Annotated in this window: 18 protein-coding genes; 7 read left to right on the top strand and 11 right to left on the bottom strand. The window is 64.4% G+C overall.

Translation table 11 applies throughout. From position 1 onward, the window contains the following. The first annotated feature begins 83 nt into the window (after positions 1-83). From ACIQTS_RS11490 to ACIQTS_RS11475, 4 genes are all read left to right on the top strand, one after another. The gene (locus tag ACIQTS_RS11490; protein WP_105657060.1) at positions 84-677 is read left to right on the top strand and encodes a TetR/AcrR family transcriptional regulator; all 594 of its coding nucleotides are present in this window, start codon (positions 84-86) and stop codon (positions 675-677) included. A gap of 104 nt (positions 678-781) precedes the next feature. After that, positions 782-1705, top strand: a complete 924-nt coding sequence (locus ACIQTS_RS11485; RefSeq protein ID WP_332503671.1) for a helix-turn-helix domain-containing protein — start codon at positions 782-784, stop codon at positions 1703-1705. Between the two features lie 113 nt (positions 1706-1818). Then, positions 1819-3249: an APC family permease gene (locus tag ACIQTS_RS11480; RefSeq protein ID WP_365943153.1), complete on the top strand. Its 1431-nt coding sequence runs from the start codon at positions 1819-1821 to the stop codon at positions 3247-3249. Positions 3250-3274: 25 nt separating this feature from the next. After that, positions 3275-4687: an aldehyde dehydrogenase family protein gene (locus tag ACIQTS_RS11475; protein ID WP_402473436.1), complete on the top strand. Its 1413-nt coding sequence runs from the start codon at positions 3275-3277 to the stop codon at positions 4685-4687. 81 nt (positions 4688-4768) lie between these two features. Here the strand turns inward: ACIQTS_RS11475 and arr are convergent, their stop codons facing one another. Further along, entirely contained in the window at positions 4769-5179 is a 411-nt protein-coding gene (arr, locus tag ACIQTS_RS11470; RefSeq protein ID WP_402473434.1) for an NAD(+)--rifampin ADP-ribosyltransferase, read from the bottom strand. A 102-nt stretch (positions 5180-5281) separates the two neighbouring features. On the opposite strand from arr, the gene ACIQTS_RS11465 reads away from it, so the two are divergent. Next, positions 5282-6097 (top strand): shikimate 5-dehydrogenase, encoded by an 816-nt coding sequence (locus tag ACIQTS_RS11465; RefSeq protein WP_402473432.1) that lies wholly within the window; start codon positions 5282-5284, stop codon positions 6095-6097. 23 nt (positions 6098-6120) lie between these two features. On the opposite strand, the gene ACIQTS_RS11460 is transcribed toward ACIQTS_RS11465, so the two are convergent. The 6 genes from ACIQTS_RS11460 to ACIQTS_RS11435 all read right to left on the bottom strand — a co-directional run bounded on the left by ACIQTS_RS11460 (position 6121) and on the right by ACIQTS_RS11435 (position 12038). After that, complete coding sequence (locus ACIQTS_RS11460; protein ID WP_402473430.1) at positions 6121-6576, bottom strand: hypothetical protein; 456 nt, start codon at positions 6574-6576, stop codon at positions 6121-6123. 112 nt (positions 6577-6688) lie between these two features. Further along, on the bottom strand, positions 6689-7165 hold the full coding sequence (locus ACIQTS_RS11455; RefSeq protein WP_402473429.1) for an HtaA domain-containing protein: 477 nt from the start codon (positions 7163-7165) through the stop codon (positions 6689-6691). A gap of 91 nt (positions 7166-7256) precedes the next feature. Then, on the bottom strand, positions 7257-7694 hold the full coding sequence (locus tag ACIQTS_RS11450; RefSeq protein WP_365943158.1) for a hypothetical protein: 438 nt from the start codon (positions 7692-7694) through the stop codon (positions 7257-7259). 38 nt (positions 7695-7732) lie between these two features. Beyond that, a complete protein-coding gene (locus ACIQTS_RS11445) occupies positions 7733-9091 on the bottom strand; it encodes an FAD-binding oxidoreductase (RefSeq protein ID WP_402473428.1) in 1359 nt (452 codons plus the stop codon). A gap of 59 nt (positions 9092-9150) precedes the next feature. Next, positions 9151-10530, bottom strand: a complete 1380-nt coding sequence (locus ACIQTS_RS11440) for an aspartate aminotransferase family protein (RefSeq protein WP_365943160.1) — start codon at positions 10528-10530, stop codon at positions 9151-9153. A gap of 5 nt (positions 10531-10535) precedes the next feature. After that, on the bottom strand, positions 10536-12038 hold the full coding sequence (locus ACIQTS_RS11435; protein ID WP_402473427.1) for a CoA-acylating methylmalonate-semialdehyde dehydrogenase: 1503 nt from the start codon (positions 12036-12038) through the stop codon (positions 10536-10538). Positions 12039-12149: 111 nt separating this feature from the next. Between ACIQTS_RS11435 and ACIQTS_RS11430 the strand changes: the two genes are divergently transcribed. Both ACIQTS_RS11430 and ACIQTS_RS11425 read left to right on the top strand, forming a co-directional pair. Beyond that, positions 12150-13676 (top strand): PucR family transcriptional regulator, encoded by a 1527-nt coding sequence (locus ACIQTS_RS11430; protein ID WP_402473425.1) that lies wholly within the window; start codon positions 12150-12152, stop codon positions 13674-13676. Positions 13677-13737: 61 nt separating this feature from the next. Continuing rightward, the gene (locus ACIQTS_RS11425; RefSeq protein ID WP_402473424.1) at positions 13738-15471 is read left to right on the top strand and encodes an HNH endonuclease signature motif containing protein; all 1734 of its coding nucleotides are present in this window, start codon (positions 13738-13740) and stop codon (positions 15469-15471) included. Here the strand turns inward: ACIQTS_RS11425 and ACIQTS_RS11420 are convergent. The 4 genes from ACIQTS_RS11420 to ACIQTS_RS11405 all read right to left on the bottom strand — a co-directional run bounded on the left by ACIQTS_RS11420 (position 15468) and on the right by ACIQTS_RS11405 (position 20528). Continuing rightward, entirely contained in the window at positions 15468-17390 is a 1923-nt protein-coding gene (locus ACIQTS_RS11420; RefSeq protein ID WP_402473422.1) for an acyl-CoA dehydrogenase family protein, read from the bottom strand. The genes ACIQTS_RS11425 and ACIQTS_RS11420 overlap by 4 nt on opposite strands. A gap of 79 nt (positions 17391-17469) precedes the next feature. Next, positions 17470-18528 (bottom strand): ImmA/IrrE family metallo-endopeptidase, encoded by a 1059-nt coding sequence (locus tag ACIQTS_RS11415; RefSeq protein WP_105657046.1) that lies wholly within the window; start codon positions 18526-18528, stop codon positions 17470-17472. Positions 18529-18684: 156 nt separating this feature from the next. Beyond that, on the bottom strand, positions 18685-20064 hold the full coding sequence (locus ACIQTS_RS11410) for an aspartate aminotransferase family protein (RefSeq protein WP_105657045.1): 1380 nt from the start codon (positions 20062-20064) through the stop codon (positions 18685-18687). Then, positions 20061-20528 (bottom strand): Lrp/AsnC family transcriptional regulator, encoded by a 468-nt coding sequence (locus tag ACIQTS_RS11405; RefSeq protein WP_105657044.1) that lies wholly within the window; start codon positions 20526-20528, stop codon positions 20061-20063. Before ACIQTS_RS11405 ends, ACIQTS_RS11410 begins: the two co-directional genes overlap by 4 nt. Positions 20529-20552 lie beyond the last annotated feature (24 nt).

The raw sequence follows: 20552 nt of genomic DNA, 5'->3' as shown, positions 1-20552 counted from the left end.
TCTCTAGTTGTAGAGAATACGGACGGGGTCAATGTGACGCAAGCCCTTGCCTGAAATAAATTGTTTTTCGCTAATCTTGAACCATGCCGAAAATCGTGGACCATGATCAGCGTCGCCGGGAGATTGTCGAAGTCACTTGGCGATTCATTGCCCGCGAAGGCATCGAGAAGCTGAATCTGCGTGACTTGGCGGCCGCAGCCGGCTATTCGAATGGCGCCTTCAAGCCCTACTTCCCGACGCGCGATTCGCTGCTGGTTGCCACGTTCCGCTACGTGGCCGAGGCTACCGACCGGCGCATCGCCCGCATGTGCCAGGGGCAAGCCGGGCTGGGTGCGCTGGAGGCGTTCTCGCGCGAAGTGCTCCCGCTTGATGAGCTGCGGCGCAATGAAGCCCGCATTGCTGTGCACTTCTGGCATCTGGCCCTCGGGGACCGTGCGCTGGCTGCGGTCAATGCGCAAACCATGGACCGGTGGCGCGAGCTCATCGACCAGTGGCTTGGGCAGCTGCTGGGTCCGGAGCATCCCGCGGCGCGTGTTGCCCGCGACTCGATGATCAATTTCCTGATGGGCGCTCAGGCCAGCAGCGTGCTCGATGAAGCTGTCAACACTGCCGAGTCGCTCGAAGCGCAGCTGCAATACCGCCTGGATGCGTTGCGCCGCCTGCACCCCCAGAGCTAGGCGGATATTCTCCGCGCGAAGAAAATAGTGACTTTTCGCTTCGCTCGGCGTACTCTCATTCGTGATGCCCGACACAGTTGATGGGCTTCAATGGGGAGGCAAGCATGTACCAACTTCAGCACGTCGATTCGTTCACCGCGTGGTCGCGGCTCATTTCCGACGCCTTCGTCAGGCTGCAAAGCGAGCAGATTTCCAGCGGCCACTTCACCGCCACGCTGGGTGCCAATATGCTCGGCGATATCGGTTTGATGCGCATACATGCCAAACCCCACGCAGTGCAACGAACCGAGAACCTGACTTCCAGCGGCGACGGGGATTTCTACAAGGTCTCCTACCAGCTCGATGGCTACGGGCTGCTGATCCAAGACGGTCGCGAGACCCTGCTGGCGCCAGGGGACCTGGCGATCTATGACACGCAGCGCCCCTACACCCTGGCCTTTGAAAAGCCGGCGTCGGTGCTCGTCGCATTGGTTCCCCATGGTCTGTTCCGCCTGTCCCAGCAGCAGGTCGGCCAGCTCACCGCCGTCGCCCTGAGGCAAACCCACCCGCTATCGGGAACCGTCGCCCCGCTGCTGCGCCATCTTGGCGCCAATCTGTCCCAATGGGATGAATTCGGCGGCTACCAGCTGGCGCGCAATACCGTGGACCTGCTGGCAACTGCCCTGGGCGGGGCGCTGGGCGCCGAGTGCCATGGCGATGCCAAGGAGCGGCAGCGCGAATTGGCCACCAGCTACATCGGCGCGCACCTGGATGATCCCGACCTGGGACCTGCACGCATCGCTGCCGCCCACTTCATGTCCGTGCGCAGCCTGCACGCGCTTTTCGAGAACCAGCCGCTCAGTGTTGCCGCCCTGATCCGCCATCTGCGGATGCGCGAGGCCGCGCGCCTGCTGCGCGACCCGCTGCTGGCCGAACTGCCCGTCCAAGCCATCGGGTCCCGGGTCGGGATTGCCGATGCGGCCGGATTCAGCCGCATGTTCTCCAAGGAATTCGGTTCCACCCCGGGCAAATACCGCTGCGCCGGCTGAGGCGCAGGACACTCTTGTGCACGCGGAGCCAATGGTCCTGCACTCAATGCCAAGGACAAGCCCGAGCACTTGGGCGATGCTGATATCCAAGCACTCGGCAAATGGGGGATCGAATGGGACTCGAACAACGCACACTCACGGTGCCGGCTCTGGTCGTGATGATCATTGCCGCCAGCGCACCGCTCACCGCCGTGGCTGGCGGCGTGACTACCAACTACGCGGTGACCGGCATGGAATCCGTGCCGCTGTCCTTCCTCATGGTCGGTGCCATCCTGCTGGTTTTCAGCATCGGCTACACCGCGATGAGCCGCTACATCCCGAACGCCGGCGCCTTCTACGCCTACATTGCCCAGGGGCTGGGGCGGGCATTGGGCGTGGGAGCGGCAATGGTCGCCCTGGTCAGCTACAACCTCATGCAGATCGGCATCTACGGCATGTTCGGATTCGCCGCGGCATCCTTTGCCAATGCGTCCTTCGGCACCGCCATCCCATGGTGGGCCATGGCCCTGGCCGCCTGGGCAGTTGTCGGCTTCCTGGGCATGAACCGGGTCGACTTCTCCGTCAAGATCCTGGGCATCGTCGTGGCCGCAGAATTCCTCGTCGTCATCATCTACAACATCATGGCCTTCGTGCTGGCTCCCGAAGCGCCGCAGCCGGCCGCATCCTTCAACATGGCCGACGCCATCGCACCGGGCATGGGCGCCGTCATGGCCTTCACCATCGCCGCTTTCATGGGCTTCGAATCCGGAACCATCTACAACGAAGAGGTCAAGGATCCAGCACGCACCGCCCGGCGTGCCACGATGATCGCGGTCGTCATCATCGCCTGCTTCTACGCGTTTTCGGCCTTCGCCGTAGCTGTCGGCGAAGGCGCCTCGAACGTCATCGGCGCTTCGGCAGAATTCGGCCCCGACCTGATTTTCGCGTTCTTCGGCGCCAACGCGCCAGCCTGGTTCGTCGATCTGGCCAACATCCTGTTCATCACCAGCCTGTTCGCCGCGCTGCTGGCCTTCCACAACGTCATTGCCCGCTACTTCTACTCCATGGGCCGCGGCGGGGCGCTGCCGAAGTTCCTTGCCGCAACTTCGCGCACCACCCACGCCCCCGTTGCAGGTTCGCTGGCGCAGTCCACCCTCGGACTGGCGGTTATCGCCGTCTTCGCGGTGATCTCGCATGGCAAGGATCCGATGTATGTCGTGTTCACGATGTTCACCTGGATGACCAACTCGGCGGCCTACGGGCTGGTGCTGCTCATGGCACTGACCTCTTTTGCCGTCATCGGATACTTCAAGGCGAACCGCAGCGGAGAATCCCTGATAACCCGGGTGATCGCTCCGCTGGTCTCGGGCATCGCCCTGGTCTATGTCTTCGCCCAAATCGTCATCAACTTCGAAATCTTGCTTGGCATGGCAGAACCGGGAATGCTCGGTTATGTGCTGCAAGGCATCGTGATCCTGCCTGGCCTCATCGCATGGGTGCTGGCACTGGTCATCCGCTCGTCCAAACGGCGTGCACCGATGGCCGAAAAACTTCCCGTCACCTAACAACTCATTACCAAGGAGCTCAAAGATGGCTTACGCAAACGCCCAAGAACTGCTGGATGCGATCCAGCCAGCAACCGGTGGCACCGAAATCCTGGACCCGGCAACCGGTGAACTGGTTGGCCGTGTTGCCGAGCAGAGTGCCGCCGATCTCGACGCGGCCGTTGCCGCCGCAAAGTCCGCCCAGCCGGCCTGGGATGCCTTGGGCCACGACGAGCGCAAGCGCGTGCTTAATGCGGCCGCGGACAATATCGAAGCCAACGCGGAAGCGCTCGCCGAGCTGCTCTCCCGTGAGCAGGGCAAGCCGCTGAACGGGCCGAATGCGCGCTTCGAGGTCGGGGGAGCAGCCGCCTGGCTGCGCGCCGCCACCGCTTATGAAATCGAACCGGAAGTGGTCGTGGACGACGGCGAAACCTATGCCGCCAAGCACTTCCGCGCACTGGGCGTAGTGGGCGCCATCGGCCCGTGGAACTGGCCAATGATGATCTCCATCTGGCAGCTGGCCCCGAGCTTGCGCATGGGCAACACGGTGGTGATGAAGCCCAGCGAATACACCCCGCTCTCGGTCCTGGCCCTGGTCCACGTGCTCAACGAAGTGCTGCCAGCAGACGTGCTGAAGATCGTGGCTGGCGGACGCGAGGTCGGCGAGAGGCTCTCGGGCCATCCGGATATCGCCAAGATCATGTTCACCGGCTCCACCCGCACCGGCAAGGCCATCATCCGCTCCTCGGCCGATACCGTGAAGCGCCTGACCATGGAACTGGGCGGCAACGACGCCGGCATCGTGCTCGGAGACGCCGATCCGCAGGCCATCGCCGAAGACCTGTTCTGGGGTGCCTTCATCAACACCGGCCAGACCTGTGCCGCGCTCAAGCGCCTGTACGTGCCCGAATCGATCTACGACGCGGTGTGCGATGCACTGGCCGGCGTCGCCGCGCAGATGCCCATGGGTGTCGGCCTCGACGAGAACAACGTGCTCGGCCCGCTGCAGAACAAGGCCCAGTACGACATTGTCGCTTCCCTGGTCAAGGATGCCGTGGATTCCGGTGCCAAGGTGCTGCTCGGTGCCAACCCCGATGAAAACGCGGCCGGCTACTTCTACCCGACCACGCTCATTGCCGACATCGACCCGGGCAACCCGCTGGTGGTCGAGGAGCAATTCGGCCCGGCCCTGCCGATCATCAAGGTCAAGGACACGGCCGAAGCGATCAAGCACGCCAATGCCCTGGAAGTCGGGCTCGGAGCCTCGGTATGGAGCAGCAACCGGGAGAAGGCACTGGAAGTCGCGGCGCAGATCCAGGCAGGCACCGTGTGGATCAACACGCACGGCACCATCGACCCGCGCATTCCATTTGGCGGCGCCAAGCAGTCCGGTTACGGCCTGGAATTCGGTATTGACGGCTTGAAGTCCCTGGCCCAGCCGCAGATCATCAAGGGCTGACGGAGACTGCGTTCTCCAGCATTCCCCGGCGGTGCCCGGTGCCTATCCAGGCATCGGGCACCGCCTATTTGCGTGCGAAGGCTAGTTGATGATCTCGGCAGTGGGGTCATCGGCGATCCTTGCGATGCGTACACGCCAGCTTTGCAAGGCTTCGGGCGACAGCCGGGTCCAATCGTGGACTTCACGGATCACCCGTACGGGGTGCGCACTGCGGTAGGAGCGTGTGGGGTTGCCCGGGAATTTCTTGTCGGTGACATTCGGGTCATTTTCATACGCCCCGGTCGGTTCCACTTCATAGACATGGGCGGTCCCCTCCAGGGCCGCAATTTCGGCGGCCAACCCCGCGCCATCGGCAAATGCGGTGAAGTAGATGTGGTTCATGATGATTTCCGGACGATAATTCGACGGGAATCCGGCAGTCAAGACTTCTCCTGGCTGCAGTTCGGCTTTCGTGCCGTGGAAGAACGGGCCGTCATCAAGTTCGTTGTTCATAGGCCAAGACGCTAGTCGCCATTGCCGGTTCATGAAAGGATCCGCCGCGTATCGCCACGTATATTGGGAAGTGAACCGACGACAGTATTTGGAGAGCAACGCGTGCCTATTTTGAACAAGGACATGACCCTATGCATTTCGTTATCTGGTCGACCATCTAATATCGGCACCCGGTTCCATAATTACCTGTATGAAGAACTCGGGCTGAACTTCATCTACAAGGCCTTCTCGACCGAAAACCTCGCTGGTGCCATCGCTGGGGTCCGGGCCTTGGGCATTCGTGGCTGTTCGGTATCCATGCCGTTCAAGGAAGGCGTGATGAACATGGTCGATGAGATTGAGCCTTCGGCCAAGGCAATCGACTCGGTGAACACCATCGTGAATACCAACGGGCGACTGGTTGCTTCAAATACCGACTTCGAGGCGATCGCGACGCTCATCGAACGCCACCAGCTGGATCCTGAAAGTTCCGTGCTTGTCCGAGGCTCCGGAGGAATGGCCAAGGCCGTCGTGGCCGCCTTCCGCGAAGCCGGATTCAACGACCTGACGGTGCTGGCACGTAACGAAGTTTCCGGCCAAGCCTTAGCTGACAAATACGGTTACCGATTTACCAGTGCTGACCCGGCTCCAGGACACGAGATTCTTGTGAACGTAACGCCGCTGGGCATGGACGGAGCCCAGTCTGAGGAGCACGCATTTAGCACCCAGCAGATTGAAGCCGCACGAACCGTCTTCGACGTGGTGGCTTTCCCAAGTGAAACACCATTGATCCGCGCAACACGAACTGCTGGCAAGCAGGTGATTACCGGGGCAGAAGTCATCGCCCTGCAGGCCGCGGCGCAGTTTCAGAAGTACACCGGCCACGCACTAAGTGAAGAGCAGGTATTGCGTGCCTCAGAATTCTCCCGGGAATCCTGAAGCCCCGAATATCAGTACGCGCCCTAGTTGGCGGTATGCACCTGGCTTATGATGTTCTTTCCACGAAAAAATACCATCAGCAGGACGAAGAACGCGATCGGCAAGAGCACGATCAATCCCATGGATAGCAACTGGAAGAATTGCGTGTTCAATGCAATTCCATTCGTGATCGGTACACCGTTCTCGGGCATGTAGTCGGCGTACCTTGCAGGCCTGGATGTCGCCCACAAGATAAAGAACCGGAAGATGAATGCACCTGCCGCGGTGATGGCGAGCGAGGGAAGCAGAAGTGACTGGTTGTCGGCACTTGTGCGCCTTATTTGGCATATACGGGCGAAGACCGATATTAGTGCCGAAGCGCCTAGACCCAGCGTGATGATCTGCAATAACCACGAATGAGCCATGACGAAAGACAAAGCCATCATCGCAATGCTCAGCGCAGTCAGGATTCTGATCGTCGACAGGAAAGTTCTAGACATGAACCGAACCTACCTTGTTAAATGAAGAAAACCAGCCCCGGCAACTGAACACGGGTGATAGATATGCCAAGGGCCCGGCACTTTCGTGCCGGGCCCTCTTGCTGGTGAGCTGCTAACCGCGCAGCACGACCTCGACTTCTTCCATCTGCTGGCCGGCAGGGTACTGGCCGTTGAACAGCTTCGAACCTGCCTCGGTGAGCACCGCCGAGAAGCGGGTCTTGACCAAGCCGAAAGCGTTCGAAACGCTGGTTTCGGTGAGCTCGGCAATGGCAACGCGTTCGCCGGCTTCGTCGATCGTGAGGCTGATGTTCTCGTCATGGTTCACGATGCGCGGTTCAAAGAGATCCAGCTTCATCATGCCGCCGTGCCCGGAGAAGGACACACGCCCGTTGAACCAGATTTCGTTTTCCGGTACCCCTGCAGCGGGGGAGACGGGGAACGCCAACGCGTTGCCTGCCTGCCATACCCCGTTGGCAGCTTCAATGCGTCCGTCGGCGAGGGAAGAAATATAGCTCACGAACGAGGTTTTCAGACCCCATTCAAGATGCGGCTGGAACGGATCGCCTGCTGGCGCACCACTTCCGGTCATTGTCTTTTCCCTCCACAGGATATCGGCGTGAAAATATGCTGTGGCCAGTATTTCATACTGGAGTTGGATCATGGCGACAGTTCTCTGCCAGCTAATCCTGCGTCATCTTCGGTTCAACTAGTGGACGGTAGGCAGACTGCATTGAGATCTGGGCATCCACGTAGCTGGTGCCATCGGCAAAGGCGATATCTGCTGTTGCCCACGACCCGTTCCAGTACTTGATCTCCAACTCGGTCGGCGAATATTCCTTCTGGACGTTCGCCACGAGGTTGCTCATCGCGGTGTTGTAGCCGGTGATGCCCATGACCAGACAGATGGCCGTTGCCACCACAGCAATTCCGGCAGAAATGAACTCGGTGCGGATGGATGCGCGTCGCGCATAAGTCTGCTCCCCGTCACGCAGGCGGGTGAAGCCGTTGCGTCGGATCAGGGCGTGGATGATCAAGGGCAACCCGATCAGCAAGAAGATCACAGAAGCCGCCAGCGACACGAGAGGAAGGCTGAAGTCCACCGGTAGATACTCATCCATGTATTTACCCTACCCATGTCAGCGGATGACTTCTAGGGTTAAATCGCCTTGCCCGGGTTCAAGATGCCCTGTGGATCGAACACCGCGCGCACCCGTCGCTGCAGCGCAAGCGAGGTTTCCCCCAGCTCCTGGGCCAGCCAATCCTGCTTGAGCAAACCGATGCCGTGCTCGCCGGTGAGCGTGCCGCCCAGGAACTTGGCGAGGTGGAACATGTCTCCCAGCGCGGCCTTCGGCGCGCCGCTGGTGATGGATTGGCCTTCAGGCACCACGATGATCGGATGCAGGTTGCCATCGGCGGCATGGGCGATAGTGAAGATCGATACTCCGCGTTCATCCTCGATGCGCTGCAGGCCGGCGAAGGCTTCGGCTAAGCGATTGCGCGGCACGCCGATATCGCAGATCGAGGCGGTGCCCAGCAGCTCCATGCTCGGGATCGCCTGGCGACGGGCTTCGATCAGCGCCTGTGCTTGCTCCTGGTCCGTGGCGATCTCGATGTGCGCGGCCAGCGGGGCGATCGCATCCTGCAGCGCCTGCATTTCCAGCTGCGCGCCGTAGCCGTCGGTCTGCGCGAGCAGCAAAGCACCGCCGCGTGATCCATGGCCAGTTCCGAGCGCCGCATCCACTGCCTTCAGGGTCTTGCCGCACATCAGCTCCAGCACCGAGGGGGCCAGCCGTTCGGCGATCACCGCCGAGGCGGCCTTTGCCGCGGTATCCTCATCGGGGAAGTAGGCGACCAAGGTGGAGGTGTGCTTGGGCTTCGGGCGCAGGCGCAGCAGTGCTTCAACCACAATGCCCAAGGTGCCTTCCGAACCGATCATCAGCGCATTCATGTCATAGCCGGCCACGCCCTTGATGGTCCGCCGTCCGGTACGCAGCAGCTGCCCGTCGGGCAGCACCACCAGCAAGCTGAGCACCGACTCGCGGGTCACCCCGTACTTGGCGCACCACATGCCGCCGGCGTTGGTGGCGATATTGCCGCCGATCGAGCAGATCGCGGTACTGGCAGGATCCGGGGCGTAGAACAGCCCGTGCTCGCCGGCGGCCTGGTTCACCGCCGCATTGAGCACGCCGGGCTGCACCACCGCGGTGGCTTCCACCGGATCGATTTCCAGGATCTTGTCCATCCGGGACAAGTCGAGCACGATCTGCCCGGCCTCGGCGCTGGCCCCTGCCGCCAGCCCGGTGCCGGCCCCGCGCGGGACGATCGTGGCGCCATGCTTGTGGGCCAACTGCATCGCCAGCACCACATCATCGATGTCCTGCGCGAAGATCACCCCGTCGGCAAAGGTCGGGGGCACATAGCCGGAGCGGTCCACGCTGGCCTGCTTGCGGTCCTGCTCATCGAGCGAGGCCCGGGGATGGGCGCATAGCACTGGACTGGTCGCCACGGTAGTCATCTCGATCTCCTTTGAATGCAGATCTGGCAGGACAGCTGCGCTGTCCTGCCAGATCGGTGCTATTGAACGAACGTGTCGGCGACGGCCAAGGCCTGCTCGAGGCGATCCAGCGCCTGAATGAGCACCTCATCCTCGATGTTCATCGCCGGCACCACATGCAGCCGGTTGAAGTTCGCGAAGGGCAGCAGCCCTGCGGCCTTCGCGGCGGCAACCACCTGGTTCATCTCCGGGCTGCTGCCTCCATAGGCGGCCAGCGGCTCGCGGGTTTCCCGGTTCTTCACCAGCTCGATCGCCCAGAACACGCCGGTTCCGCGCACCTCGCCCACGCTCGGGTGCTCGGTCGCGAACTGCGCCAGGCGCGGCCCGATGATTTCCTCGCCCAAGCGCTGGGCGTTCTCCACCATGGCCTCGTCCTCCATCGCGGTGATGGTGGCTACCGCCGCCGCGCAGGCCAGCGGGTGGCCCGAATAGGTCAACCCGCCCGGGTAGACCCGCTCGCGGAAAGTCTCGAAGATCTCCGGGCTGATCGCCACCCCGCCCAGCGGCACGTAGCCGGAATTCACGCCCTTGGCGAAGGTCAGCAGGTCCGGCACCACCCCGGCATGGTCCACCGCGAACCATTGCCCGCTGCGCCCGAATCCGGCCATCACCTCATCGGCGATGTACACGATGCCGTGCTTCTTAGTCAGCTCGCGCACGCCCTGCAGGTACCCCGGGGGCGGCAGGTAGATGCCGGCGGTACCCGGAATGCTCTCCAGGATGATCGCGGCAATAGTGCCCGGGCCTTCGAGCAGGATTGTGTCCTCCAGGTGCTTCAGCGCCCGGGCCGTCTCCTCCTCGGGGGTGCTCGAATTGAAGTAGGAGCGGTACGGGTAGGCCGGGAAGAAGCGCACCACCCCATCGGTGGCGTGGTCCGAGGCGAAGCGCCGCGGATCCCCGGTGAGGTTCACCGCCAGGTGGGTGCCGCCGTGGTAGGAACGGTACGCGGAGAGCACCTTGTGCTTGCCGGTATGCAGCCGCGCCATGCGCACCGCATGCTCCACTGCATCGGCACCGCCGTTGGTGAAGAAGATCTTGTCCAGCTGCCCGGGGGTGTGCTTGGCGATCAGCCGGGCCGCCTCAGAGCGCGCATCATTCACATGCTGCGGGGCGATGGTGGCCAGCTTGCCGGCCTGCTCCTGGATCGCGGCGATCACCTTCGGGTGCTGGTGCCCGATGTTCGTGTTCACCAGCTGGCTGGAGAGGTCGATCAGCGCGTTGCCCTCGCCGTCCCATACCCAGGAGCCTTCGGCCTTCAGGATGGTCATCGGGGCGAACGGCCCCTGGGCCTGCCAGGAGTGGAAGACGTGCTTGCGGTCCAGCTCGTAGGCGTGCTGGCCAGCGGCGATATCCGCTGCGGAAACGCCCTGCGTCAGTGGCTGTGTCAGTGGTTCAGTCATGGGTATCAGTCATTCTGCGGGAAGCCGAGGTTGATGCCGCCATGGCTGGGATCCAGCCAGCGCTTGGTGATCACCTTGTTGCGGGTGAAGAACTTGAAGCCCTCCGGGCCGTAGGCGTGCTGGTCGCCGAACAGCGAGGCCTTCCAGCCGCCGAAGGAGTGGTAGCCCACCGGTACCGGGATCGGCACGTTGACCCCGACCATGCCCACCTGGATCTCGTCCTCGAAGCGGCGGGCCGCGCCGCCGTCGTTGGTGAAGATCGCGGTGCCATTGCCGTACGGCGAGGAGTTGATCAGCTCGATGCCCTCGTTGAAGCTCTCCACGCGCACCACCGAGAGCACCGGACCGAAGATTTCCTCGGTGTAGATGGACATGTCCGTGCCCACGCGGTCGAACATCGTCGGGTGCAGGAAGAAGCCCTCGCCATCGGCGTCCACGGTGCCGGTGCGGCCATCGAGCACCAGGTCCGCGCCGGCGGAGATGCCGGCCTCGATGTATCCGGCCACCTTCGCCTTGTGCTCGCCGGTAATCAGCGGGCCCATGTCGCAGCCGCGGGTGCCATCGCCCACGCGCAGCGTCTTGGCGCGTTCGGCGATCTTGGCCACCAGCTCATCGGCAATGGTGTCGATCGCGACGACTACGGAGATCGCCATGCAGCGCTCGCCGGCCGCGCCGAAGCCTGCGTTGACCGCCATGTCGGCGGCCAGGTCCAGGTCGGCATCCGGAAGCACCAGCATGTGGTTCTTCGCGCCGCCAAAGGCCTGCACCCGCTTGTTGTGCGCGGTGCCGGTGGAGTAGACGTACTGTGCGATCGGGGTGGAACCCACGAAGGACACGGAGTTCACGCGCGGATCGGTCAGCAGGGTGTCCACCGCCTCCTTGTCGCCGTGCACCACGTTCAGCACGCCCTCGGGCAGGCCGGCCTCGGTGAACAGCTCGGCCAGCCAGTTGGCGGCCGACGGGTCCTTCTCCGATGGCTTGAGCACCACCGCGTTGCCGGCGGCGATCGCTACCGGGAAGAACCACAGCGGCACCATGGCCGGGAAGTTGAAGGGGGAGATGATGGCCGAGACGCCGACCGGCTGGCGCATGGACTGCACGTCGATGCCGGTGGAGGCGTTCTGCGAGAACTCGCCCTTGAGCAGGTAGGGGGCGTTGCAGCACAGCTCGACGACTTCCAGGCCGCGGGCCACTTCGCCCAGCGCGTCGTCCAGCACCTTGCCGTGCTCGGCGGTGATGATCGCGGCCAGCTCGCCCTTGCGCTCGGCCAGCAGCTGGCGGAAGTTGAACATGATCGCGGTGCGGCGGGCCAGCGAGGTGTCGCGCCACTTCGGGAAAGCCTCGGCGGCTGCGGCGATCGCATGCTCGGTGGTCGCCTTGGAGGCCAGCGCAACCTGGCCGGTGACCTCGCCGGTGGCAGGGTTGTAGATCTTGCCGGTGCGGTCGTCGGCGGAGTAATTGGCGTTGTTGATCCAGTGCTGCAGGGTGCCGGTCAGCGTTGCGGTCATCGTATCGGCCTTTCGAAGTTGGGTGCCTGCCTTCATCATGGGTCATGGATGTGAGGGACGACACCATCACTGTGTCATGATTTAAGCACTAGTGCTGACGGAGTGTAAAAAATGCTGACGGTAGACGAGGTACTGCACCTGCCGGTGGTCCAAGCCGCCGACCCCCAGGTGCTCTGCGGAACAGGGATGGACGCGCCGCTTCGCTGGGTGCACGTGACCGAATCCACCGAGAACATCGACCTGCTGCTGGGCCGCGAGCTGATCCTCACGACCCTGCGCAACGTGAGCGACGTGCGCGCCTTCATCACCGCGCTGCGCGAGGCCGGGGCCGTCGGGGTCATCATCGAGGACCTTTCCGGCGCACCGCTGGACGTCGCCGACCTCGGCCTGCCGGTCATCGCCCTGCGCACCACCACCCGCTTCGTGTCCATCACCGAGGTCATCCACCAGAAACTCGTCGCCGAGCAGCTCGAGGCCGTCCAGTTCTCCCGCACGGTGCACGAAATCTACACCGGGCTCTCGCTGACCGAGGCCGACGAAGCGCAGATCGTGGACCGCACCGCGCAGCTGCTCTCGGCCCCCGTGGTCCTGGAAGATGTCCGCCACCACGTGCTCGCCCAGTCCGGCGCGCAACTGGAACACTGGATCACCCGTTCGCGCTTCGTCGGGTTTCTGGAGCACACTGGACGCGCCACCGGCACCGAGAACTGGCTGCAGACCCCGGTCGGCGCGGTCCGCAGCCGCTGGGGGCGGCTGATCGTCCCGGCCGTCCTGGAGGACGACGACCGCGCGGCCCTGGTGCTGGAACGGGCCGGCCAGGCGCTGACCATCGCCCGCCTGTCCGGGCGCGACCAGCGCGAGCTGCTCTACCAGGCGCGCACCTCCACGCTGCACGAACTGCAGGCCGGGCACAGCTACAGCGACAAGGACATCGCCATCCGCACCCAGGCCCTGGGCCTGGCCGCCGCCCCCTACTATGTCCCGGTGGTCATCTCCCTGGCCGGTTCCGGCACGCCGACCGAAACCCAGCTGGCCGACCGCGCCCTGCTCGAAGTGCTCGACCAGCTGGCCGACACCCTGCACCTGGGCATCCTGGCAGGCTCGCTCAAGCCCGGGTACCTGGGGCTGATTCTGCCGCTGCGCGCCCGCGAGCTGCTGGACTCCACCCTGCAGGGCTTCACTCGCCGGCTGGCCGAGCAGCTCACCGCGCCGGTGGCCATCGGCGTGGGGCCCGAAGGCACCCTGGCCACCAGCATCGCCGGGCTGGAGGAAGCCGCGCAGGTCGCGCAGATCGTCCCGCACCTGCCCACCCGCGCCCAGCCCTACTACCGCTTCGCCGACCTGCGCCTGCGCGGGGTGCTCTCGGCCAGGGGCAGCGACCCGAAGCTGCGCACCTTCGCGCTGGCCGAGCTCTCCGGCCTGCTCAACCCGCTCGACCTGGCCGCCCTTGACCTGCTCGATCTCTACCTGGCCCACGGCGGGAACAAAACCGCGCTGGCCAAGGCCGGCTACCTCTCGCGGCCCACCCTCTACTCCCGGCTGGCCAAGCTCGAAGCCAAGCTCGGGGTGCAGCTGGACTCCGCCGAATCCCGCGCCTCGCTGCAGGTGGCGCTGCTCTGGTACCGCATGCACGGCTGAGTTATCCACACTTGGCTCCCGGTGAGAAAACCCCGCAGGACGCCACAGGCATCATGGGGGCATGAGCACAGAGCAGGCACAGGCGCTAAAGGACCTGGCCGACGCGGAAGAACTCATCGCATCGGCCACCGCGGTCCTTGCCGGCGGGCCATTGAGCCCCGGCCACGCGGCCTGCTTTGCGCAGCTTGCTGTCAAGCTCGCCCGCCGCCAGAGCCGCACCCAGCTGCACGCCGCCCATGCGCTGCGCCGCACCGGTGCCCACAAGCTCGACCAGGAATCCTTCCAGGCCGTCACCGAGGCAGGCGAGCACCCGAGCCTCGCCGCATTCCAGGCGGCCGCCGGGCGCACCACCACTGCCCGCACGCATTTCAAGAACACGGCCGGGCTGCTGCACGGCTGGCTGGACATCCCGCGCAGCACGGTCCGCGACCGGCTGGCCCTGGTGGATTGCTTGCTGGGCGGTGTCGACGAGGCAGGGCAACCGCTGCCCGCCTGGTTGCCGGAACTGGCCGGGCAATTCGCCGACCCCGACGTGGATCCCCGGCTGGTGTCCTCGGCCGCGCTGAAACTGCATTCGGCCCGCAAGGACTTCGGCGAAGGCCAGGCCGGGCAGGCCAAGAAGGACCAGCTGCAAGCCGAATCGGCCGCCTTCATCCGCAGCGAACCCAAGGCCGCCCGCAGGCACATCAACGCACTGGTGGCGCAGGTGAAGTCCGGCCAGCGCCCGTTGCAAGCCCTGCTGGATGGGATCGGGATCTTCAAGAAGGGCATGCGCCAGGGCCTGGTCGAATACGTCCTGCGCGTCCTGCCCGCCCATGCGGCGATGATCGAAGCGTATTTCAACGCGCTGGACAACCCGGCCACCGTGGCCGGGAACCGCGAAGCCCTGGCGCACGCCGAGGCGCAGTTCACCGGTGCCCAGGGCAGCGGCTGGGATGACGAGGAATCGATGCCCGACTGGGCCAAAGACGGGGAACCTGCCGGATCGGCACCCGAGGGATCCGCCGAACCTGAAGAACCCGAAGAACCTGACAAACCTGACGAACCTGGAGAACCCGAGGAACCTGACGAACCCGAAGAACCTGAAGAGCCCGAGGAACCTGCCGGCCCGGCCGCCACCCAGTTCGAGGAGCTCAAGCCAGAACGACGCCGGCTCGTAGGATTCCTGGCCTTGCTGATGACCGACCGCAACCAGAGCGGTTCGCCAGGGAAACAACCCGGGTTGGCGGTACCGCAGGTGAGCATCATCCTGGATTACGAGAAGATGAGACGCGACGGCAAGGAATTCGCGGTCACTTCCACCGGGATCCAGCTATCCCCGGGCGAAACCAGAGCGGCATTGTGCACGGCCGGAATCTATCCGCTGGTGCTGAACGGCCAGAGCCTGCCCCTGGATCTGGGCCGCACCCAGCGGCTGTATAGCAAGGCGCAGGGCCGCGCCATCCGGGCGGCCTATCGAGGGTGCCTGTATCCGGGATGCAGCATGCCCGCCGAACGATGCGAACTGGATCATCTCGACGCGTGGGAAAAGGGCGGCAACACGGACATCGAGTCCGCGGCCTTGGGATGCATGATCCACCATATCGGCAGGCATTGCGGGTTGTTCCACGCGGTGAAGATCCCTGGATGCCGGCCGATGGCCCTGCTGTCCAAGGAACTCGACCCGCAGCAGAAACTCCGGGTGAACACCTACTGGATGACCCCGCAGGAAGCCCTGGCGGCCGATGCCCTCGCCGAGCGCATGACCGCGAAGTGGCGTGCCGGGGAACTGGACATCGAGATCGTGGAGCCCTAGGCATCCTCCGGGTAGGGCCACCGCACGTCTTTGCGAACTCCATCGGACCACTGGGCGATCCACTCTCCGGTGCCTTCGGAGACATCGCGGACCCCTGCCTCCAGCCACTGGAACTTCCCGTCCAGCAGGTCCGCGGCGATCCGTCCATCGGTACGGGTGGTGTTTTTCCAGAGCCTGTCGAAATGCTCCTCGCAGCGTTGCGCGGCCTGTTCGCAGAAGGCCAGGGCAAGATCCTGCGCCGAGTTGCGCTGGCCAGCCGGGGACTGCGGCAGCGCAGTGGTTTTGGCGATCACCGCGGACATGGCGAACAGCTCCGCGCCGATATCCACGATATGGCCCAGGAAGACCTGCTGCTTTTCCAGGCCGGCCTGCCAGCGCGCCATCCCGGCGAACGTCTGGCGTGCCAGCCGCCGCGAGGTCCGCTCCACATAGCGCAGGTGCTTGGCCAATGGGCCGTGCTCGGCATAGGAGTTCGGAAGCGAGCCTGCGCCCATCGCAAGCTTGGGCAGCCACCGGGCATAGAACCCCGAGGCATCCACCGCCGCTCGGGCCTTGTCCTGGATGCTCGACCCGGCACGCGCCAGGTCCCCGGCCGCCTGCAGGTGCGCATCCACGGCCTCGCGGGCAATCAGCAGGTGCATGATTTCGGTGGAGCCTTCGAAGATGCGATTGATCCGCAGGTCGCGCAGCATCTGTTCGACCGGCACCGCCCGCTCGCCGCGCGCTGCCTGCGACTGCGCGGTCTCGAATCCGCGCCCGCCGCGGATCTGCAGCAGCTCATCGGCGATCGTGCAGGCAGCCTCCGAAGCCCAGAGCTTGGCCAGGGCCGCCTCGATGCGAATATCCTTCATGCCGGCATCGGCCAGCCGGGCGGACACCTCGAACACCGCTTCCAGCGCATAGCTGCTGGCCGCGATGCAGGCGAGCTTGCCGGCGACGGCTTGGTGCTTGCCGACCGGGTGGCCCCACTGCACGCGGGCCGCGGACCATTCACGGGCGATCTTCGTGGACCATTTGCCGGCCCCGGCGCACATGGCCGGGATGGACAAGCGCCCGGTGTTCAGGGTGCTCAGCGCGATCTTCAGCCCCGAGCCTTCCTTGCCCAGGCGGTTGGCCGCCGGCACGCGCACCGAGCGGAACCGGGTCACCCCGTTCTCGATTCCGCGCAGGCCCATGAACTGGTTGCGGTTCTCGACGGTGATGCCCGCGGTATCGGCCTCGACGATGAAGGCGGTGATTCCGCCGCGACCTGCAGGCTCTTGGCCGAGGGCCTCATGCGGCTGCACCGCGGCCATCACCACGAGCAGCTCGGCGACCACCCCGTTGGTGGTCCACAGCTTCGCGCCATCCAGGATGTAGTGGCTGCCGTCGTGACTGAGCCGGGCTTCGGTGCCCAACCGTGCAGGGTCGGAACCGACATCGTTCTCGGTGAGCAGGAAGGCGCTGATGGCTCCTGCCGCGCAGCGCGGCAGGTACTCGCGTTTTTGCTCCTCGGTGCCGAAGGCCTTCACCGGTTCGGGGACGCCGATGGACTGGTGGGCCGAGAGCAGCGCGCCGATGGCCGGGGAAACCACGCCGACGCGCATCAGCGCCCGGCCGTAGTCCAGCAGGCTCAGCCCCAGTCCGCCGTATTCGACCGGGATCTTCATGCCGAAGGCGCCGATGCGGCGAAGCTGGGCAATATATTCGCCGGGGACGCGCGCCTGGGCTTCGATGCGCTCCGGGTCGATGCCATCGAGGACCGCTTCGAGCTGCGGCAGGAATTCCTGTCCGCGTTCTGGATGCAGGGCGCTGGGCAATGGTTCGATCAGGGAGAAGTCCACGGCCCCCATGTACAGGCCCTTGGCGAAGCTGGGCCGGTCGAACTGCTCGCGGGACTCCTCGGCGACTTGCCGGGATTTGTCGGCGTTGATTTGCATGGCGATCCCCTTTGGCTCGGCGATCGGCCGCGGCGCCATCGCCTGGTGGCACCAGCGTAGCTGCCAAACCCCGGGGTTGCTAGAGCGCGTGCAGGTGGCCGCGGGTCGCCTGGCCGGCGTCGTGCAGGTTCTCTCCTTCGAGCAGCACGAACGCCTGCCCGAAGGTCAGCTCATGGATCTGCGATGCGGTTTGCCCTAATTCGCGGGCGATCCGTGCGGTGCTGGCCCGATGGTCGCGCTGCAGGGAGGGGAAGACCAGGGAGAAGACCCGGGAGACCAGCTGCTGGTGCTCCTGGGCCGGTTCCAGCGCCAGCTCCTGGGACAACCACTGGTAGGCGCCTTCGCCCAGCAAGCCGCGGGCACGCGAATGCGCGAGGATCACCTGGGCCGGTGCACCGAACTGCTCTTCGAGTGCCAGCAGCTGCGGGATCTGCAGGGAATCGGAGACCCGAACCTGCAGGGACAGGGAGGGCAGGAGCAAGCGTGCCGCGAATTCGTCGGCTTCGCGTTCCGCGGCGGCCACCTGCTCGCGGTTCTCGCCCAGCGAGGAGTGCATCAGCAGATGCCCCAGCTCGTGGGCCATCGCCAGGCGCTGTGCATTGCGGCTGCCGGCGGCCAGGAAGATGAAGGCCTGCCCGTCTTCCCAGAAGCTGAAGGTCTTGACCGCTTCGAGCGAGGCCGGCAGGCTCAGCACCCGCACCCCGCGGGCTTCGAGCAGATGCAGCAGATCGGGCAACGCGCCGCATCCCAGATCCCATTCGGTGCGCAGATGCGCGGCGGCATCTTCCGGGGTGAAGCCGCACAGCTCGGGGATCCCGGTGTGCGGGAGCCGGAAGTTCCGCGTGATCAGGTTGTAGAGTTCCACGCCGTTGCGGCCCAGCGCGGCCGCGGCGACTTTCTGCGCGGTGCTGGTGCGGCGCGGGGAGCGGAAGAAGATCCGCTCGGTGTCGATGCCCTGGGCCGCGGGAAGCCGGAAGAACTGCGGCGCGCAGCCCAGCGCATCGGCCAGCGCAAGGGAAAGATCCTCGGGAGCATGGGCGAGTTCGCGCTCGCAAATACCCAGCGAGGCGGCCAAGGCGGACCGGCTCAGCGCTGCACGTTCGCGTGCCAACCTGATTCTGGTCGGTTCCAAAGTCATGAGGTTCCTGCAATCTTCCAAAAGGCGATCTTGATCGTCTAATGACCTCAGACTAGTGGCCTATGCCACAAAGCACCAATTGCGTGCAGCTTCGTGAAGTAACACGCTCTGACTTGCGAAAAGGCTCGCAGGCGATGCCTGCGAGCCTTCGTGGCGCTAGATCTTGCTGGCCGCTTCCTTCAGCACGGTGCGCAGGATGGATTCGATCTGGTCGAACTCCGGCTGCCCGATCGTGATGGGCGGAGCCAACTGGATGACCGGGTCGCCGCGATCGTCGGCGCGGCAATACAGTCCCGCCTCCCACAGGGCCGGGGAGAGGTACCCGCGCAGCAGGCGTTCGGACTCCGCGTCGCTGAAGGTCTCCTTGGTCGCCTTGTCCTTGACCAGCTCGATCCCGTAGAAGTAGCCGGCGCCGCGCACATCGCCAACGATGTCCAGATCGGTGAGCTTGGACAGCGTGGATTTGAACGCGTCGGCATTGTTCTTGACGTTCTCGTTCAATCCTTCCCGCTCGAAGATGTCCAGGTTCGCCATCGCCACCGCGGCTGCCACCGGATGCCCGCCAAAGGTGTAGCCGTGGTAGAAGGTGGTATCGCCCTTGGTGAAAGGCTCGAACAGCTTGTCGGAAACGACCATCACGCCCAGCGGGACATAGCCACTGGTCAGCGCCTTTGCCGAGGTGATGATGTCCGGGACGTAGCCGAAGTCGTTGCAGGCGAACATCGAGCCGATGCGGCCGAACGCGCAGATGGTTTCGTCGGAAACCAGCAGCACGTCGTATTCGTCGCAGATCTCGCGGACCCGGTCGAAGTACCCCGGTGGTGGCGGGAAGCAGCCGCCGGAGTTCTGCACCGGTTCCAGGAAGACCGCCGCCACGGTGTCGGCGCCTTCGAATTCGATGGCTTCGCGGATGCGCTCCGCGGCCCACAGCCCGAAGTCCTTCTCGTTGTCCGCGAACATCTGCGGTGCGCGGTAGAAGTTGGTGTTCGGCACGCGGAAGGTGCCGGGGACCAAAGGCTCGAACGGGGTCTTCATATCCGGCAGCGAGGTGATGGCCAAGGCTCCCTGAGGGGTGCCGTGGTAGGCCAGGGCGCGCGAAATGACCTTGGTTTTGCCCGGCTTGCCCTTCATCTTGAAATGCTGCTTGGCCAGCTTGAAGGCGGATTCGACCGCCTCGCCGCCGCCGGTGGTGAAGAAGACGCGGTTCAAGTCGCCTGGTGCATAGCTGGCCAGGCGCTCAGCCAGGTCGATCGCCGGTTCGTGGGCGTAGGACCACAGCGGCATGAAGGCCAGCTTCTCGGCCTGCTTGGCCATGGCTTCGGCCAATTCGGCGCGCCCGTGCCCCGCGTTGACCACGAACAGCCCGGCCAAGCCGTCGATGTATTCGCGCCCGGCATCGTCGTAGATCTTGTGCCCCTCGCCGCGCGAGATGATCGGAACGTGCGCGCCGTTGGAAATTCCGGAGTGCCGGGCCATGTGCATCCAAAGGTGATCGCGAGCGGCTTGCTGGCGATCGGTACCACGTGGTGTGTTCATCGTGTTCCCCAGTTGTATTCCTGTTTTTTGAGTGAAAGGTAGGTGTACGTATTGGTGCTGACCACGCCTTCGAGCCCGCGGATCGTTCCGATCACGCGCAGCAGGTCCTCATCGTTCGAGCAGATGACCTCCGCGAGTATGTCCGAGCTGCCGGCAGTGACCACGCAGTAGTCGACTTCCGGAAGTTCGGCGATCCGGTCGGCGGTGCCGCTGATGTCGCTGGCGGCGACGACGCCGATCATGGCCTGGCGGGTGAAGCCCAACTCCAGCGGGTTGGTGACTGCGACGATTTGCACGACGCGGCTCTCGACCAGCTTCTGCACGCGCTGGCGCACAGCCGCTTCGCTCAGGCCCACTGCCTTGCCGATGGCGGCATAGGAGCGCCGGCCATCTTCCTGCAGCTGCTCGATGATCTCCTTGGAAATTTCATCAATGGCCTGTGCCGTATGCGAGGGCAGCGTCATATCGACCTCCTAGGTCTAAGGGAC

It is taken from the genome of Glutamicibacter sp. NPDC090743, from assembly GCF_044769125.1.
Classification (GTDB): Bacteria; Actinomycetota; Actinomycetes; order Actinomycetales; family Micrococcaceae; genus Glutamicibacter.
The sequence above is the reverse complement of the archived record's forward strand: the minus strand, read 5'-3'. Positions and strand labels throughout refer to the sequence as shown.